Consider the following 18,531-nt stretch of genomic DNA (forward strand, 5'->3'; position numbering starts at 1 on the left):
CCGCTACACAAGCGTTAGCTTGATGTTCATCGCACGCAGAGCTTCGGCGGTCGCGTGCGGCAGGTTGCTGTCTGTAATCACATGGTGGATCGCGCCTGCATCCACGATCTTCGACAGGCTTCGGCGGTTGAACTTGGTCGAGTCGCACACCGCGACCACCGTCGTCGAAGCCTTCACCATCGCACGGTTCACACGCGACTCCATCACATTCGGCGTCGTCAGACCAACCTCAAGATCGAATCCATCGACACCCAGAAACAAAATGTCTGCGTGCATGTCATGCAGCATATCTTCAGCCAGCGGCCCCACCAGAGAAAACGAGTTCTGGCGCAGGGAGCCGCCCGTCAGCAGCACCTCAAAGTCAGTGCCTGAAAGCTCGCCCGCAATATTCACTGCATTGGTGATAATCGTCAGCCGCGAAAACCGCTTCAGCGCACGGGCAATCGCCGTCGTAGTCGTGCCGGAGTCCAGCAGAACGCACTGCCCTTCCTGCACCAGTCCAACCGCCGCCGCCGCAATGCGCAGCTTCTCCTGCGAGTGGCGGCCCTCCTTCTCCTGCAGCGAAGGGTCTGACAGTGCGCCGTTTCCCGGCAGCAATGCACCGCCATGCGTGCGTTGCAACACACCTCGTGCTTGCAGATAATCAAGGTCTTTGCGGATCGTAATGCGCGAGATTCCAAGCGACTCGGAGAGTTCGTCCACCAGCACGCGCCCATGCTTCTGCGCGAGGCCGACAATGTACTGTCTCCGCTCTTCGATCAACATCTGCGCGCCGCGTCCAGTTGCTGCCTTGGCTGCTACGCTCTTTTTCTGAGTGGTTCCTGTTCCCTTCATACCGGTTACGACACGCCTCCGCACTGCTCAACGCAGAGTACAGGGCAGCTTACCTGATTGCAATTGGAAAGTCCGTTCGAAAGGAAACAATAACCCGGCGCGTGGACAGATCAGGCCCGGCAGGCCGCCGCATACTCTCGCAGCACGTCGCGCACGTGGTCAACAATCAGCGACACAGAATCGCCACTGATCCGCCCGGCGCGCAGCCGTACATACTGCAACGGCAGGTACCGGCTCAACATGCTCTCTCGGATATTGACCTCAGCCAGGTTCGCCACCAAACGCTCCACGGCGGCGGCAATCTCAGGACGCCCCCAGTAATAGCGGACGCGGTCGCTGTAGCTATACCTCCTCAGCAGCTTCTGCTCCGCGGCCGGGCTTGCGTAGTAAGGCAGCCACTCTGCAGGCTCGCGCAGCATCGTCTCTTCAATCGCGGCGCTCAGTCCGGAACGGCTGTCGCCCGCCAGCTGCGATTCGATATCCTCCAGCGCCTCCAGAGCCTCACGCATAGCAAACGTAAGTGCCGGCCCCACCTTCAGAATCGCGAAGCCATCCCGCACCAGCTCTACATACGCCTGCGGCCGTTGATAGTCCGTGGAGTGCGCCTCGAACACAATCGCCTCCGGCAGCGCCTGCAACCACCCAACCAGCTCCGACGCCTTCGCTGCATCGTAGTCCACCACGGCATCATGATCGAACTCCACGCCCGGCTGCACCACCAACGCGATCACTCGTTCCCACACCCCTGACAACTGCTCCTCGAACACCCACTTATGTACCGCAAGTGTGTGCTCTGCCGCCGCCGTCGAAGTGGCTGGCAGTTCATGCACCGCATGCGTCGCTCCACCGGGCACAGGTACCTCGGTACCAATCACATACACGGGAGCATCGCCCGCACCCCGCGCCGCCTCAGCCGCCACGCACAACCGGGCAGCCCGCTGCGCCACCACTTCATCCGAAGGATGCGTCGCATCATCCCCGCAAGCCATGCTGGCATCCAGATGGATCTTCGTAAACCCGGCAGCAACATACTCCGCGACCATCGTCTCAGCAAGGGCCATCGCCTCGACGGCAGGCTGCTTCCGCCAGGGATTCGGCCCAAGATGATCGCCACCCAACACCAGCTTCGCGGGCTCAAGCCCTGCCGTCTTCACAATCTCCAGTACAAAATCGCGAAACGCCGCGGGCCGCATCCCGGTATAGCCGCCAAACTGGTTCACCTGGTTGCTCGTCGCCTCCACCAGCAGCAACGAGCCATCCTCAACAGCCTGCTCTGCCGCCGCCCGAATCACCCACGGATGCGCCGAGCACACCGAATAGATCCCGGCCGCCACGCCCTGCTTCCGCCTCGCAAGATGCTGCTGAAGTGCCTTCGACATACGCCTCCCTTCGCACTAGTAGATGCGGAACTTCTGCACCACGCGATGGATCACGCCACCCGGGCTTGGCGAATCCGGCTGCATCCCATGCGCCACCGAGCAGTACAGCCCCAGCAGCTGACCAAAGATCACATCCAGCGCAGGTCGATACACATCAGCGACGCCAACCTCCAGCGCAAGATAGCGTTCGCACTGCGGCGCGACCTCCGCCTCAAGCGCACGCGGCCCCACGGCGACGCGCTCGGCCACCACTTGCTTCGCGCCGATCTCCTGCAGCAGGTCCTTCGCATACTGCGCCTGTCGAGGATCGGTAGAGACAAAGCACACAAACAGCGTCCCCGCATCCAGCGCCGCCATCGGCCCATGCCGCAGCCCCAGCACGGTCTCGGACATCGTCTTCACCTGCCCCGCGGTCATCTCCAGCACCTTCAGCGCGGACTCCTTCGCCACACTAATCAACGCACCACCACCGATAAAACAGATCCGTCCAAACCCGCCCGCCGCTGCCGACTCCGCCACCTTCGACGCGCTCAACAGCAACTTACGTCCAGCATCCGCCAGCTCATGCAACACCGGCTTATACTCGTCCAGGCTCCAGACATGCGCCAGGCACTGCCCCATCACGATCATGTTCGTAAACGAGCTCGTCATCGCCAGGCTGCGATCGTTCACCGCATCATCCAGCACCACCACGCAGGCGCGCTCCACACCTTCGCAAAGCTCCGCCATACGCGCCTTCGCATTGCACGTCACCACCACATGCGCCACACTCGGATACAGTGAAAGCGCCCGCTCCAGAACGGCAACGCCCTCCGGCGAATCCCCCGACCGCGAAAAGGAGATCCACAGATACCGGCGCCCCGGAACCAGGTACGCTTCCATATTCGGCAGCAGGTCTGTGCTGGCCACCGCCATCACCTCGCAACCCCACTGCTGCCGCAAAACAAACGTCAACGCCTGCGCAACGTAGTCGGAGGTTCCCGCTCCAATCAGCATCACCGTCGGCCGTTGCTCCACGGAGTCCCGCACGCCAACAGCCTCCAGAAAGGCAGCGATCCGCTCCCGATGTTGTTCAAAGATACGCAGTGTCATCAGCCATGTATCCGGCTGTTGAGCAATCTCAGCCGGCGTAAACACCAGACCCCGCGCCTGCTTCTGCTCAGTGGGCAGATCGATAAAACTGGAAAGAGCCGTCACGTTATGCAAACCTCGTAGAAACAGGATACGCTAAAATCAACACAAATCGAAACTAAAGATAAGTAATAATAACTCGAACCACGCAAGACCCACAAGATCAATAAAAACGATTCGTCATGAGCAAAGTCATAACCCAACAACCACATCGGCGCTTCGACATCGCCCTCGCCGGCGAGACAAACCTCGACCTCATCCTCTACGGCCTGCCCGAAGACATGCCGGTCGAGCGCGAGCTCCTCGGCACTGGCTTTACTACCACGCTCGGCGGCTCCTCTGCAATCCTCGCGCACAACCTTGCTATCCTCGGCTCGCGCACGGCCTTCCTCTCGGAGGTTGGCGACGATGCCTTCGGCTCCATCGCCAACGACTACCTATTACCAACGGGACTCGACCTCTCCCATTTCCGCCGCAAACTCGGCACAACCACCGGCGTCACGGTACTGCTGCCCCACGGCCGCCGCCGCCACATCCTCACCTACCCCGGCGTCATGTCGGAACTCACAGTCGACGATCTCGATCTCGGCTATCTCACCTCCGCGCGCCATTTTCACCTCTCTTCGCTCTTCCTGCAAACGGGCCTTCACGCCGGGCTACCGCGCCTCTTCGACACGCTCCGCGCCGCCGGCCTCACTCTCTCGCTCGACACCAACGACGCCCCCTCCGGCCAATGGCGTGGCGTCCTCGACCTCCTCCTCGACAAGATCGACATCCTGCTCCCCAACGAGGACGAGCTCCTCCAAATCGCCGATGCGGACTCCCTCGAGCTGGCATTGGACAAGCTCGCCCCTCGCATCCCACTGATCGTCGTCAAGTGCGGTCCACGCGGAGCAGTCGTGCAGCGCGACGGCAACCGCGACTGGGTCGCCCCCGTCTCCGTCCAGCCCATCGACACCATCGGCGCCGGCGACAGCTTCAACGCCGGCTTCCTGCACGCCTGGCTCAACGGCGGCGACCCTCTGCGTGCCGCGGCCTTTGGCAACATCACCGGCGCGCTCTCCACCCTGCGCCCCGGCGGCATCGCCGCACACGCCGACTCCGGGTTGCGGCAAAAGTTCCTCGCAGAACACCTTTAGACAGCAGCTCGACTCCAACCGCCACGACCAGCTTTGCCTAAAACTCTTCGGCCACCCCAAAAGTCCGCCATTTCTCCGCTGCTTGTTTTACCTTGCGCCCTCTGCGCGCTTCTACACTGCGCCATCTGCGTGCCGCTTTTCCCGCAGCAATGCGCCGAAGGCGCGAGCGTACCATCGGAGGGAGCAGGGGCCTGCAGGCCCCTGAAACCAACGCCCCCTAAAAAGGGGCTTCAGCCCCGGCCCCTACAACCACAACTCTGTCATCTCTCCACACTTAGGAAAACCGCACGAAGGCCATCAGCCCTGATTCTCCACCCGCCCCGACGGCCAGATCCGGTTGTGTACCGGCGCCACAGTCGTCTCGATCTCCGCCAGCAGCACCGGGTCAATCCTGAAGCTCAACGCCTTCAGGTTGGCCTGCACCAGCTCCCGCGATGCCATCCCCACCAGCGTGCTCGACACATACGGATGCTCCAGGCAGAACCGCAGCCCCACCAGCGGCGCGCTCACGCCATGCGCCTTGCACAGCTCCACCACGCGCCGTCCCGCCTCGCGAATCTCCATCGGCGCCGGGTGCCACTCCGGCACACCATGCTCTGTCAGCACGCCCATATGCAGCGGCGACGCGTTGATGATCCCGATCCCCTGCTCTTTCGCAAACGGCATCAGCACATCATCAAGATCGTCAACCATCAGGTTGCACCGGCAGTAGCTGATCATGCAATCGACTTTTGCTCTGCTCGCAATCGCACGCAGGTTCTTCAGGTTCAGCCCTGTAATCCCAATCGCCCGCGCCTTGCCCTGCTCCTGCAGCCGCCGCAGCGCCGGGATCGTCTCCTCCACAATCTGGTCCGCATCGCCGAACTCTACATCATGCGCCTGCAGCACATCCAGGTAGTCCGTCCTCAGCCTCTTCAGCGACTCCTCACAGCTCGCCGTAATCCGCTCTGCTGAAAAGTCGAACTCATCCACCCCATACCGTCCGCACTTCGTCGCCAGCACCACCTTCTCACGACGACCCACCAGTGCCTCACCCAGCCGGCTCTCCGCCAGCGTCCTGCCGTAGTACGGCGAAACATCGAACAGCGTAATCCCGCTGTCGATCGCCTCCTGCACCGCCGCCATCGCCTCACCGGCATCCACGTGACCATACACATCGCCCAGCGGCGCCGCGCCAAATCCAATCGTCGAAACCTCAATCCCCGTCCGCCCCAGTAGCCGATATTCCATCGCTTTATAGGTCCTCCACCCTCGCTACAGTAAGCGCTAAAGTAAATCCACGTCAATTCCCTTTTCTCAGCGACAGGTCCACCTCAACCGCCGTGGCGAAACTTGGCTCACTTCGCGCCCTTTGCGGGAGCGCTGTTGCCTTTGCTTTTGCCTTTCCAACCCCATACTTCTGTATAGTGCGACCATGGCAGCAAAGATGAAGGACATCGCGCGTGCGCTGGGCGTCTCGCTCGTCACCGTCTCCAAAGCTCTCCGTGGGCACCCCGACATCAGCCGCGCCACCCGCGAGCGCGTCGAAGCCAAGGTCAAGGAGCTCAACTACCGCCCCAACCTCGCCGCCCGCTCGCTCGTCACCGGCCGCTCGTCGCTCGTCGGCCTCATCGTCCCCGACCTCCTGCACCCCTTCTTCGCCGACATCGCCCGCGGCCTCTCGCTCGCCCTCCGAGAGCACGGCTACTTCCTCGTCCTCTGCTCCTCCGAGGAAGACCCCACCCTCGAACAGCAGGAGATCGAGCACGTCCTCGCCCACCGCCTCGACGCCCTCGTCGTCGCCTCCTGCCAGCCGGACTCCGGGATGCTCGCTCAGACACAATCCGGCGACACCCCACTCATCCTCGTCGACCGCAGCTTCCCCGGCTTCTCCTCCCACTTCGTCGGCGCCGACGACTACACCGCCGGCAAGCTCGCCGCAGAGCATCTCCTCGCCATCGGCTGCAAACGCATCGCCCACATCCGCGGCACGCAGAACAGCGCAGGCGCCCGCCGCTACAAGGGCTTCGCCGACACGCTCCAGAAGCACAACCGCCCTCTACGGCCCGAGTACCTCGTCGCCGCCCTCAGCGCCGACGTCGGCGGCAAAACCCACGGCATAGCCGCCTTCAACCAACTCTGGGACCTGCCCCACCCACCCGACGGCATCTTCTGCTTCAACGACGTCATCGCCATCGGCGTAGAAACCGCCGCCGCCGAACGCGGCGTCCGCATCCCCGATCAGGTCGCTCTCATTGGCTGCGGCAACCTCCACTACGACGACGCCATCCGCGTCCCGCTCTCCAGCATCGACCAGCGCAGCAGCGAGATCGGCACCCGCGTCGCAAAACTCATCCTCGAAATCGTCGCCGACAACGCCTCACCCGAACATCGCCGCATCACCCTGCAGCCCAAACTTGTGGAGCGCGCCTCCACAACCCTGTCAACCCATAAAGCGCCTGCCACACGCCGCAAACCCTCAAAGCAAAGCCATAAACCTCCGAAAAGCAAAAACATTTTCTCTGGCACAGCTTTCTAAAATAGAAGTAGGGCAGTAGAAGCAGGCCAGTTTCTTCGTCGGCACAGAGTCGTCATCTCGACCGGAGTATCGCCGTCTTATCGCGATGCGCAACGGAGACCCCCCGCCTTTGCCATTGCCTGTTTTCCATTGCGTCCTTTGCGGGCTTCTACACTGCGCCCTCTGCGTGAACGCTGTTGCCGTAGCAAGCGCCGCAGGCGCGAGCGTACCAACAGGATTTCCGCAAAGCCGTCGTGGATCAGACCTTCACAAGTCCACCACTAACCAGCTCCCCTTCAATATTTTCGATCAAAAAGTATCCGGGGGGGAGGGGTGGGGTCTCTACAGGCTCTGCGGCGCAATCTCCACCGAGTGTCGGCTCACCGTGAGGTCCGTCAGCCTCGGCACCAGGAACGAGAACAGAGCCACCACCATGAACGCCGCCGCCGGGAGCAGATAGCCCAGTGCAACACTCCCACTCAGCCGTGAGATCCATCCCATCGCCGGCGGAAAGATCGCCCCGCCCAGTATCGCCATCACCAGCAGGCTCCCGGCGAGCTTGGTGTCATCACCCAGCCCCTTCACGCCCAGCGCGAAGATCGTCGGATACATCACCGACATGAACAGGCTCACCACCAGGATCGCAATCGCCCCGCTCATCCCCGGATGTGCAACGACACCCACCAGCAGCAGTACATTGATCAGCGCATACACCCCGACCATCTTCGCCGGGCTCACATACCGCATCAGCGGCGTGGAAATCACCCGCCCCGCGGCAAAGGCCACCAGCGTCGCCGTCAGGAAGTACCCAGCCGGCCGGTCGCCCACAGTCGTATACGCCTTCAGGTAGGGGATAAGGGTGCTCCACACCCCAACCTGCGCACCGACATAGAAGAACTGCGCCACCACCGCAAACATCAGCCGCCCATTGCGAAACAGCCGCCCATAAGCTCCCTTGTGCGGCTGCGAAACCTGCGATGGATAACCAGCAAGCTCATTCGAGTCCAGGCTCTGCGGAAACTCTGCCCTGCTCAACAGCAGCGCCAGCACCAGCACCACCGCACCAATCGCCACATACGTCGGCACCACTCGCAGGATCTCCGAATGCAGGTACGCCGCATACGTCCCCTGCGCCTTCATCGCAGCCACCTGAACCGGAGACTTCTCCACACCGGAGAAGATGAACAGCGTCCCCACGATCACCCCCACAATCGTCCCCGGAGGATTGAACGCCTGCGCGAAGTTCAGCCGTTGCTCGCTCGTCTCCGGATCGCCGAACTGCGCAATCAGAGGATTGGCCGAGGTCTCCAGGATCGACGCGCCCGTCCCCACAATGAAGATGGCGATCAGGAACGGCGTGTACTGCCCAATCACCGCCGCCGGCCAGAACAGCAGCGTTCCCACACCGAACGTCACCAGCCCCACCACCAGGGCCACCTTGTACCCAAACCGCCGGCTCAGCAGCGCCGCTGGCGTCGCCATCACGAAGTACGCAAAAAAGTTCGCCGTCTGCACCAGTTGCGCCTGCAGCAAGCTCAGCTCAAAGCTCTTCTTGAACTGCTGCACCAGGATGTCGGTCAGGTTGTTCGACATTCCCCAAACGAAGAACACAATCGTCGTCAGCAGAAACGCAAGCATCCCCTTGCTGGGGAAGATTGAAGTTCGATGACTAGACTTGGTGCGTTGGCTCGTGGAATTGGGGGCGAGATGCATCCGTTCTCCCTAACGCGACTGTCGCGAGAGTTATGCGAATTGAACCATAATCTTGGTGAACCCGCTCGGATTGGCGCTCCACTCAGCCAGAATCGCCGTCGCATCTTCGCTCATGAGTTCAGAATTCCGACCAGGCTATATCCGCTAACTTTAGTGTTAACTTACTGGCATCTGAACCCTAACGGCTGCAAAATGCAGTTGTCAACCACTCCTCGCCGCACCGTAGTCGTACGGAGTAGAAACTGCCCTCAGTTCGTCTTCTTGATCTCGTTCTTGCCGATCTTCTTCGAGACCACAGCCGGCGTCGGCAACTGAGAAACATCCCAACCGCCACCCAACGCCTCTATCAACGAGACGGAAGCCGTCATCCGGTTGGTGCGCAGCGTGACCAGTGCCTGCTGATCAGTCAGCAGCGTCAACTGTGCTGTCATTACATCCACGTAAGGATCGACACCAGTGTCGTAGCGGCCCTGCTCCAGCTTCACATACTCCTGAGCAGACTGTTCAGCCGCCTCCTGCTGGCCAAGCTGCGTGGTCAGAATCCGTTCGGCGGCGAGTTCGTCCTCTACGTTTTGTACCGCTGCAAGTACAGCCTGTCGATAACTGGCGACATCAGCGTTATAGATAGATTCATACTGCCGGATCTCCGCACGGCGTAGACCAGCGTCGAAGACAGTTTCACTGACAGATGGCCCGACTGACCAGAAACGGCTCGACCAGTCCAGCAGCTTGGTGAAGGCGGAGCTCTCAAACCCGCCAGTCGTACTCAGAGTCACCGTAGGATAATACGCAGCGTATGCAACTCCGATCTCCGCATTGGCAGCCGCCATGGTACGTTCAGCCGCTGCAATGTCTGGTCGGCGCTCCAGCAGTTGCGACGGCAGGCCAACTGGAATCAGAGGCACCGTCACATCGACTGCCTTCGCATCGATCGCAAAGGTCGACGCGCTTTGCCCGGTCAGCATGGCAATAGCGTGCTCATACTGCGCGCGCAGAATGCCCAGGTTCGTATATGCCGCCTGTGCGTTCTGCAAGACATTCTTGGCTTCCACCACGGAAATGTAAGTGCCGATCCCAGCATCATAACTTGCCTGCACCAGATCCAGCGACTTTTGATCCGCCGCTACCGTCTGCTTGTACAAATCCAGAAGTGCGTCCTGCCCACGCAGCTGAAAGTAATATTCGGCGAGGCTGGCCTCTTCGGTAAGCTTTTCATTCTCCAGATCGGCCGCGCTTACCTGAGCGTTGTACTGCGCATTGCGGACCTCATTGCGGACCTTGCCCCACAGATCAGGAGCCCAGGACACCGTAGCCGGCAATTCGAACGTAGTATTCGTGGAACCACCAGTACCACCCGTCGCCCCAACAGTTCCACTTCCCAGGTTTGACGACGATTGGCCGTGCGAGATGGATGGCCCAACAGAGACGGTTGGGTAGTACTGTGAGCGCGCCTGCGCTATCAGCGTGCGGGCTTCCATGAAATCCGCGAAGTAGACTTTGATGGTCTGGTTATCGATGTTCAGCTTATCTTCCAGAGCATTCAAGTCCGGGTCATGGTAGATCTCCCACCACTTGCCGCGCAGCATGGCATCCTGCGGCTGTGCGATCTTCCAGTCGTCATTGCCGGTTGGCGCTTCTTTATAGGCAACGGGCGGTGCCTGGGCAATGGCCGGTGGCACGCTGTACCGAGGCCCGACTCTGCATCCTGCAGTGCCAAGCATTGTCACTGCCGAGAGTATTGCTGCCTGATAGCGTCGATTCGTCATAGTCGTTGCATCCAATAAATTAAATTCAAGAGATCGCAGAAGGCGCTGCCCCATCGGCGTGTGGCGTTCCTTCATGTGGCGAACCGTGCTGACGGCGGCCTTCTACCCACAGCCGAATCCGATCAAATGTCAGGTAAACCACAGGTGTCGTATAGAGCGTCAATAGCTGGCTCACAATGAGGCCGCCAACAATCGTGATGCCTAGAGGACGACGTAGTTCCGATCCTGTTCCTGTTCCAAAGGCCAGAGGAAGAGCGCCAAAGAGAGCGGCAGTCGTTGTCATGAGGATAGGCCGGAATCGCAGGATGCACGCTTGAAAGATAGCTTCTTCCGTCGAAAGACCCTGATCGCGTTCTGCCTGCAGAGCGAAGTCGATCATCATGATCGCATTCTTCTTCACAATGCCTATCAGTAGAACGATGCCTATGATTGAAATGACATTAAGATCCACGCCGAAGAACAAGAGAGCCAGCATGGCGCCCACGCTCGCCGACGGAAGCGTCGAGATAATTGTAAGTGGGTGTACCAGACTCTCGTACAGTATTCCCAACACAATGTACACCGCCAACAGCGCCGTAATCACCAGCACAGGCTCAGTACTCAGAGAGTCCTGGTAGGCCGCAGCCGTGCCTGCAAAAAAACCATGTACGGTCAGGGGCGTTCCAAGCCGTTGCTGCATCTGGGTTATCTCGAGCGTCGCATCGCTCAGCGAATAGCCAGGACCAAGATTGAAGGACACCGTCACCGAAGGGAACAGCCCCGTATGATTGAGCGCAAGGGGGGTCGTCCCCTGTGTGGCCTTGGCCATCGTGAACAGTGGTGTATTGCCGCTGTTCGTCGTGCTGCTTGTCCCCGCAGAATGGAAGTACACGCTCTTTAAGCCGTCTGGCGTCTGCCAGTACTGTGGGGCAAATTCAAGCACCACATAGTATTGGTTCAATTGCGTATAGATGACCGAGACCTCAGACTGCCCAAACGCGCTGTATAGTCCCTGGTCTAGCGACTGCGACGTCTGGCCCAATTTGGCGGCCGTTACCCGGTCATAATAAAGGCGATCATCCAGTCCACCATTCTGTTGGTCGGTATTTACATCCTGAAGGCCGGGAAGCTTCTTCATCTCCGCCAGCAGACGTGGGCCCCAGGTATTCAGATCATCCAGGTTGTCAGCCTGAATGGTGTACTGATACATGGCGGAACTCGAACGGCCGCCGATCCGGAGGTCCTGCGACGCCTGCATAAACGTCGAGGCGACAGGCATTTTGTTGAGTCTGGGCCTGATTCGATTGATGATCTGTTCAGCGCTCACTTTGCGCTCTTGCAGCGGCTTCAGCGTGATGTAGATGTGACCGCTGTTGAGTGCACCGCCGCCGCCGGTAAACCCAATTACATTCTGCACACCAGGATCACTCTTTACGGTACGAACGATCTTCAGCAGGTCGGCATTCATGGCAGGAAACGATTCATCCTGCGGCCCCTGAATACCCCCGGAGATCGCACCTGTATCCTGCTGAGGAAAGAAACCTTTCGGCAGCTTCACGATAAGTACAAAGTTCAGTGCAATCGTGAGCCCAAGAACGGTAAGAGTCAGTCCAGGATTGGCCAGCACCCAACGCAACGTTCGGCTATAACCCCGCTTGTTCCACTCAAAAAAGTTCTCCGTCGCTTGATAGAGTTTGCCGTGCTCCTTATTGTGGTCATTTTTTAGGATGTACGCACACATCATCGGAGTGGTCGTCAGCGAAATCACCATCGAGACCAAAATTGCTGTCGAAAGCGTCACAGCAAACTCACGGAAGAGCCGTCCAACAATCCCTCCCATCAGCAGGATCGGAATAAAGACGGCGATCAGCGAAATACTGATCGACACGACCGTAAAACCTATCTCCTTGGCCCCAAGCAATGCGGCTGCAAAGCCGTCCATGCCGTCTTCGATATGACGCGTGATGTTCTCCATCACCACAATCGCGTCGTCCACGACGAAGCCCGTGGAAATGGTCAAAGCCATCAAGGACAGATTGTCGAGACTATAGCCAAGCAGATACATCACGGCAAACGTGCCAATAAGTGAGACCGGCACGGCAACAGCTGGAATCAGAGTGGCCTTCCCGTTTCGCAGGAAAATAAAAACCACAAAGATGACCAGCAGGATGGAGATCACCAGGGTTTGCTCCACGTCCGTCAACGAAGCTCGGATTGTCGTGGTTCGGTCGAGAACGACCGTTGTCTTTATACCTTTGGGGATGGACGCCTCAACCGAGGGCAATGCAGCACGCAAGCGGTCGACTGTATCGATGATGTTGGCGCCAGGCTGCCGAAAGATGATGAGCGTTACCGCACGCTGCCCGTTTAGGTAGCCGCCCGTGAGGATGTTCTGCGTTGAATCGATGACATCCGCAACTTGATCTAACCGGACCGCAGCACCCTTGCTGTAACCCACAATCAAGGGTTTGTAGTCTACTGCATGAGAGATCTGATCGTTATCGAGTATGTCCATCCGGACATTGCCGTCGGTAATCTGGCCGCGAGCCAAATCTGAATTCTGCAGACTCAACATCGACTGCAGATTGGCCATGGTCAAGCCAAAACCTGCCAGCTTGTTCGGATTGACTTCCACGCGCACAGAGGGCAGTGCACCACCACCTGTAGTGACCTGCCCGACACCCTGAATCTGCGAGAGTTTTTGCTGAATGACCGTCGACGCTTCGTCGTACATCTTGTCGGCGCCATACTCACCAGAGGTCAATGCAATGATCATGATCGGCGCATCGGCCGGATTCACCTTGCGGTACGAAGGATTGCTTGGCAAATTGGCTGGCAGGTAAGTGCGAGCGGCATTGATCGCCGCCTGCACATCTCGCGCAGCGCCGTCGATATTGCGTGACAGATCAAATTGGATCGTAATATTCGTCGAACCCAATCCGCTTGAAGATGTCATCTCGGTAACACCGGCGATGTGGCCGAACTGCCGTTCCAAAGGCGTAGCCACGGATGACGCCATGATCTCTGCACTCGCCCCTGGAAGGCTCGCGCTCACCGAGATCGTCGGGAAGTCAACCTGAGGCAACGGGGACACGGGAAGGACAGTGAACGCGATGGCGCCAGCAATAGCGATCGCTACCGTCAGCAGCGTTGTTGCAACAGGTCGATGGATAAACGGAGTGGATAAGCTCATGCCAGCTCCGGTGGCAGCGCCTCATGCCCGCCGGGTTGTGAATCCGTCGTCTTCTTCTTACGTCCAAACCGGTGGCCCAGGTTATCGAAGAAGATGTAGATCACAGGCGTCGTGTAGAGGGTGAGGACCTGACTAAACAGCAGGCCTCCAACCATCGTTATACCAAGTGGCCGACGCAGCTCGGAGCCGATACCTGAGCCAAATGCCAGCGGTATGCCACCCAGTAATGCAGCCATCGTCGTCATCATGATCGGCCGGAAACGGAGCAAGCAAGCCTGATAAATAGCGTCGGTTGCGTTCATGCCTTCTTTGCGTTCGGCTTCGAGAGCAAAGTCCACCATCATGATGCCGTTCTTCTTGACGATACCGATGAGCAGCACCAAGCCAATGATTGCCACCACGCTGAGGTCCTGATGAAAGAGCATCAGCGAGATAAAAGCGCCGACGCCGGCCGAAGGTAGCGTCGACAAAATCGTGATTGGATGGATAAAGCTCTCGTAAAGCACCCCAAGAACGATGTACACCGTCACAAGAGCCGCAATGATCAATAGCGGCATATTGGAGAGAGAGTTGCGGAATGATGCTGCAGTCCCTTCAAAATCCGCCTGCACGCTCGCGGGCATCTTGAGCGATTCCTGGACCTTGTCCACCGCGTCGATGGCCCCACCCAGCGCTGCGCCGGGCGCTAGGTTGAAGGACACCGTAATCGCCGGAAACTGCCCCTGGTGCGTAATCGACAGAGGCTCGGTCGTTTGTTGAACATGCACAAATGCGCCAAGCGGAACGGCGTTCCCGACCGCAGAGCTACTTGCGAGGTTATTCGTCGGCGTATAACTCAATACACTCGTCGGCGGCGTCAGAGTACCCGCTGAGGGCGTGTATTTTGCCGAACTGGTCAATGCATTCGAGCCAGCCGAAGTGGAGCCAGACGCTGAGGCCGATGAAGCTGCTGCACCGCTTGTACCGGAGGCAGCATTCGCTTGAATGTATAGCTGGTTCAAGCTATTAGTGCTCTGTTGAAACGCTGGCAGGCTCTCCAAAATCACATGGTACTGATTGAGCTGCGTGTACATTGTGTTGATCTGGCGTTGGCCAAACGAGTCATAGAGCGTGTTGTCGATAGTCGTTGGTGCGATCCCCAGACGAGACGCGGTTACGCGGTCGATCGTCAAATACACGGCTGCGCCGCCCAGTTGCTGGTCCGTCGCCACATCTTCCAGCTCCGGAAGCGTATCCAGCTTTTTTATAAAGCGGCTCGTCCAGAGATTCAACTCCGCCTGATCGGGGTCCTCAAGCGTGTACTGATATTGAGTACGGCTAACACGGTCATCAATTGTGATGTTCTGTACAGGCTGCATGTAGAGTTCAATGCCTTGCACCTTACTCAACTCGTGCTGCAGCCGTCGAATCACATCCGAAGCCGAGAGGTCACGCTCATTCAGTGGCTTCAAGTTGATAGAGAATCTTCCACTATTGAGCGTCGTGTTTACACCATCAGCTCCAATAAACGATGACAGACTCGCGACAGCAGGGTCTTTCAGGATGACCTGCGCCAGCTCCTGCTGTTTCTTGGCCATATCCTGCGAACCGATCGTCTGGGACGCCTGCGAAATTCCCTGGATAACGCCAGTGTCTTGCACTGGGAAAAATCCCTTGGGGATGATGATGTACAGATACACGGTTACGATGAGTGTCGCCAATGCCACAAGGAGCGTCACGCCCTGGTGTTGGAGCACCACTTTCAACGTGCGCCCGTAGAAATCAATCATCTTCACAAAAACACGTTCCGATGCCTGATAAAAGCGCCCTTCATGTTCCTTGGGGTCATGACGGAGAATGCGTGAAGCCATCATCGGCGTCAGAGTCAACGAAACCACCGCAGAGATCACGATCGTCACAGCGAGCGTCACTGCAAACTCGCGGAAAAGCCTGCCGACGACATCGCCCATGAACAGCAGCGGAATCAGCACTGCGATCAATGAGACCGTCAACGAGATGATCGTGAAACCAATCTCGCCGGCACCCTTCAAAGCCGCCTGCATGGGCGTCTCACCTAGCTCCAGGTAACGTGAAATGTTCTCCACCATCACGATGGCGTCGTCCACCACAAAGCCCGTAGAAATCGTCAACGCCATCATCGACAGGTTGTCGATGCTGAAGCCGAGCGCATACATCGCCGCGAACGTACCCACGAGCGATAGCGGCACAGCAACGCTTGGAATGATGGTGGCGTACAAATTGCGCAGGAACAGAAAGATAACCAGGATGACCAACCCGATGGTGAGCATCAGTTCAAACTCAACGTCATCGATCGATGCTTGAATTGGCACCGTCAGGTCTGTCAGCGTCGTGACATGGATACCGGCTGGGAGGTTAGCGATCAGTTGCGGCAACAGGGCCTTGATACTCTTGGCAACGAGGATGGTGTTGCCACCCGGTTGGCGTTGAATATTCACGATCACAGCCGGTTGCAGATTCATCCAGGCCGCTTGCGTGCTGTTTTCAACTCCATCGACGATGTTGGCGACATCGGTCAACATCACAGGCGATCCATTGCGGTATGCGACGACGACTTGCTTATAGTCGTCCTTCGTCACCAATTGATCGTTGGCATCGATTTGAAAGTCCTGCCGGGGACCATCGAAGTTTCCTTTTGCGGCGTTCACGCTGGCCTGGCTCAACGCCGTGCGGAGGTCCTCCATGTTGAGCCCATAGGAAGAGAGCTTTCGAGGATCGGCCTGAATGCGAACCGCTGGCTTCTGGCCACCGCTGATCGAAACTAAACCGACTCCATTCAACTGCGAAATCTTCGGTGACAGCCGCGTGTCCACAAGGTCTTCCACCGACGAAAGCGGCATCGTATCGGAAGTAATAGCCAGTGTGAGAATTGGCGCGTCCGCGGGATTGCTCTTGCTGTAAATCGGCGGAGCCGGCAAGTTCGCTGGCAGCAAATTCGCCCCGGCATTGATCGCCGACTGCACCTCTTCCTCAGCAACATCCATGCCTAATGTGAGGTTGAATTGCAGGACGATTACCGAGGTCCCTCCCGAGCTCGTGGAGGTCATCTGACTCAAACCCTGCAACTCACCAAACTGGCGCTCCAACGGAGCGGTTACAGTCGTTGCCACCACGTCGGGGCTGGCGCCGGGATAAAACGTCAGCACCTGAATTGTCGGGTAATCGACTTCAGGCAGCGCCGAAACCGGCAGCTGCGTGTAACAGACAATGCCGACCAGCATGATCGCTGCCATCAGCAGCGACGTCGCAACTGGGCGCAGAATAAACGGACGTGAAGGACTCAAGGGGCGCTGCTCCCACTGGTTGTATCGGCGGCGGGCAGTGACGACGCGCCACTTTTGCCCCCACTGCCGGAGGAGATGGAGACCTTCGAACCCTCTTGGAGTTTCTCAAAACCACTGTCCGCGACCGTATCGCCGGGATTGATCCCTGTCACTGCCGTCTTGCCACCGTCAGCCACCCCCTCTTGAACGTTCTTCAGGTGGGCTATGCCGTTGTCAATGACAAAGACAAAGGCCGTCGTGCCGTTATGCTGAATGGCCGAGGTCGGAACCAGCGTGGCGTTGTGCAGGGTATTCACCAGCAGTCGCGCGTTCACAAACTCGTTTGGATACAAACCTAAATTGGTATTTGAAAAGAGCGCCCGCGCTTTGACGGTGCCCGTTGTCGTATCAATTTGGTTATCGAGCGTGATCAGCGTGCCAGTGCCAACGCTATTTTGATTGCTACGATCCAACGCATCGACGGTAAGTTTGGCATGCTTCTTCAGTTCCGGTTGAACGATGCTCAGACTGTCTTCAGGGATAGAAAAGACCACCGTGATCGGCTGAATCTGCGTCACCACGGCCAGCGGAGACGTGCCATTCGCAGCCAACACGTTGCCTGGGTCCACCAACCGCAATCCCACCCTGCCCGCAATGGGCGATGTAATGTGACAGAACGATAGCTGAACCTGGTCATACTGTACGGTGCCCTGATCGATCTTCACCGTGCCTTCGTCCTGCATCACCAGCTTCTCTTGGTCGTCGAGCGTCTGCTTGGGAATAGCATTCTTGGCCCAGGCTGCTTTATAGCGCTCAAGATCCATTTGCGCCTGCGCCAACAAGCCCTGGTCACGTTGCAGCGTACCCTCAGCTTCCATCAGCGTAGCCTGGTACGGTCGCGGGTCTATCTCCACCAGCGGAGTTCCCTTCGATACCATCTGCCCTTCGGCATAATGAACTGCCGTTACCTGGCCTGGAACCTGGTTGATGATATTGGCCGTGTAAACCGGCGTCACCGTTCCAATTGCATCGACGTACACCCCAATATCGCCAGAGGTCGCCTTCGCCGGTATCAGAACCACGGTGCCGCCGATGGCACCATGGCGCCCGCCGCCCTTCGGCGCAGGGATGGTCTTATGCCGCTCAATCAATATGTATGCGGCCGCAAAAGCCGCCAATACCGCGACCCAAATGATCACCTTGACGGCCTTACTTTGTGTCGGTCGATGTTCGTGCTCCTGATATTGCATCTCAGGAGCGGGGTGTGATGCTGCATTCGGATCGGGTGGCAACATGTCTCTCGTGTCGTGCATTGGGTTTAGATTTTTAAGGTCTGAGGATGGCAAGGACCTGTTGGAATCAATCTAATCAGGTCTGCCTGGAAACTCTTCTGCAAGCAACGTTATTGCACTCAGGGTTTGACGTTGTACCACCCTCGGATAGTTGCAGCGAGTTCCACACCACCCCAAAGGAATGCGGAACACTATCCCGAAGCATTTGTTCTACTTGCGAATCTCTTCAATAATTCATAATTCGCCGGTCACCTTGATCGACGACATAACCCGCAGACACCCCCCGAGGGGGATGGGGATATCGATATGTCCAAACCGATAATCGCT

11 protein-coding genes are annotated in these 18,531 nt (G+C 58.3%); 2 read left to right on the forward strand and 9 right to left on the reverse strand.

Annotation, left to right across the window (positions count from 1 at the left end; translation table 11 throughout):
* Nucleotides 1–3: 3 nt before the first annotated feature.
* The 3 genes from agaR to GOB94_RS06385 all read right to left on the reverse strand — a co-directional run bounded on the left by agaR (nucleotide 4) and on the right by GOB94_RS06385 (nucleotide 3,410).
* Nucleotides 4–765 carry a transcriptional repressor AgaR gene (agaR, locus tag GOB94_RS06375; RefSeq protein ID WP_182278474.1) on the reverse strand — a complete coding sequence of 254 codons (762 nt, stop codon included), beginning with the start codon at nucleotides 763–765 and terminating at the stop codon, nucleotides 4–6.
* Nucleotides 766–944: 179 nt separating this feature from the next.
* A complete protein-coding gene (locus tag GOB94_RS06380) occupies nucleotides 945–2,213 on the reverse strand; it encodes a D-tagatose-bisphosphate aldolase, class II, non-catalytic subunit (RefSeq protein WP_182278010.1) in 1,269 nt (422 codons plus the stop codon).
* Nucleotides 2,214–2,228: 15 nt separating this feature from the next.
* Nucleotides 2,229–3,410 (reverse strand): SIS domain-containing protein, encoded by a 1,182-nt coding sequence (locus GOB94_RS06385; RefSeq protein WP_182278011.1) that lies wholly within the window; start codon nucleotides 3,408–3,410, stop codon nucleotides 2,229–2,231.
* A 116-nt stretch (nucleotides 3,411–3,526) separates the two neighbouring features.
* Here GOB94_RS06385 and GOB94_RS06390 point away from each other — a divergent pair, with 116 nt between their 5' ends.
* Nucleotides 3,527–4,483, forward strand: coding sequence for a carbohydrate kinase family protein (locus tag GOB94_RS06390; protein WP_182278012.1), 957 nt, complete (start codon nucleotides 3,527–3,529; stop codon nucleotides 4,481–4,483).
* Between the two features lie 297 nt (nucleotides 4,484–4,780).
* On the opposite strand, the gene GOB94_RS06395 is transcribed toward GOB94_RS06390, so the two are convergent.
* The gene (locus GOB94_RS06395) at nucleotides 4,781–5,713 is read right to left on the reverse strand and encodes an aldo/keto reductase (RefSeq protein ID WP_182278013.1); all 933 of its coding nucleotides are present in this window, start codon (nucleotides 5,711–5,713) and stop codon (nucleotides 4,781–4,783) included.
* Between the two features lie 184 nt (nucleotides 5,714–5,897).
* On the opposite strand from GOB94_RS06395, the gene GOB94_RS06400 reads away from it, so the two are divergent.
* Nucleotides 5,898–7,001 (forward strand): LacI family DNA-binding transcriptional regulator, encoded by a 1,104-nt coding sequence (locus GOB94_RS06400; RefSeq protein ID WP_182278014.1) that lies wholly within the window; start codon nucleotides 5,898–5,900, stop codon nucleotides 6,999–7,001.
* A 321-nt stretch (nucleotides 7,002–7,322) separates the two neighbouring features.
* Here the strand turns inward: GOB94_RS06400 and fucP are convergent, their stop codons facing one another.
* The 5 genes from fucP to GOB94_RS06425 all read right to left on the reverse strand — a co-directional run bounded on the left by fucP (nucleotide 7,323) and on the right by GOB94_RS06425 (nucleotide 18,207).
* A complete protein-coding gene (fucP, locus tag GOB94_RS06405; protein ID WP_182278015.1) occupies nucleotides 7,323–8,618 on the reverse strand; it encodes an L-fucose:H+ symporter permease in 1,296 nt (431 codons plus the stop codon).
* A 323-nt stretch (nucleotides 8,619–8,941) separates the two neighbouring features.
* The gene (locus GOB94_RS06410) at nucleotides 8,942–10,534 is read right to left on the reverse strand and encodes an efflux transporter outer membrane subunit (protein ID WP_346265648.1); all 1,593 of its coding nucleotides are present in this window, start codon (nucleotides 10,532–10,534) and stop codon (nucleotides 8,942–8,944) included.
* On the reverse strand, nucleotides 10,485–13,631 hold the full coding sequence (locus GOB94_RS06415) for an efflux RND transporter permease subunit (protein ID WP_182278016.1): 3,147 nt from the start codon (nucleotides 13,629–13,631) through the stop codon (nucleotides 10,485–10,487). Before GOB94_RS06415 ends, GOB94_RS06410 begins: the two co-directional genes overlap by 50 nt.
* Entirely contained in the window at nucleotides 13,628–16,933 is a 3,306-nt protein-coding gene (locus GOB94_RS06420; RefSeq protein ID WP_182278017.1) for an efflux RND transporter permease subunit, read from the reverse strand. Before GOB94_RS06420 ends, GOB94_RS06415 begins: the two co-directional genes overlap by 4 nt.
* Nucleotides 16,930–18,207: an efflux RND transporter periplasmic adaptor subunit gene (locus tag GOB94_RS06425; RefSeq protein ID WP_182278018.1), complete on the reverse strand. Its 1,278-nt coding sequence runs from the start codon at nucleotides 18,205–18,207 to the stop codon at nucleotides 16,930–16,932. The genes GOB94_RS06420 and GOB94_RS06425 overlap by 4 nt, the downstream gene beginning before the upstream one ends.
* Nucleotides 18,208–18,531: the final 324 nt, after the last annotated feature.

Origin of the sequence: Granulicella sp. 5B5 (assembly GCF_014083945.1) — a bacterium.
Taxonomy (GTDB): Bacteria; Acidobacteriota; Terriglobia; order Terriglobales; family Acidobacteriaceae; genus Granulicella.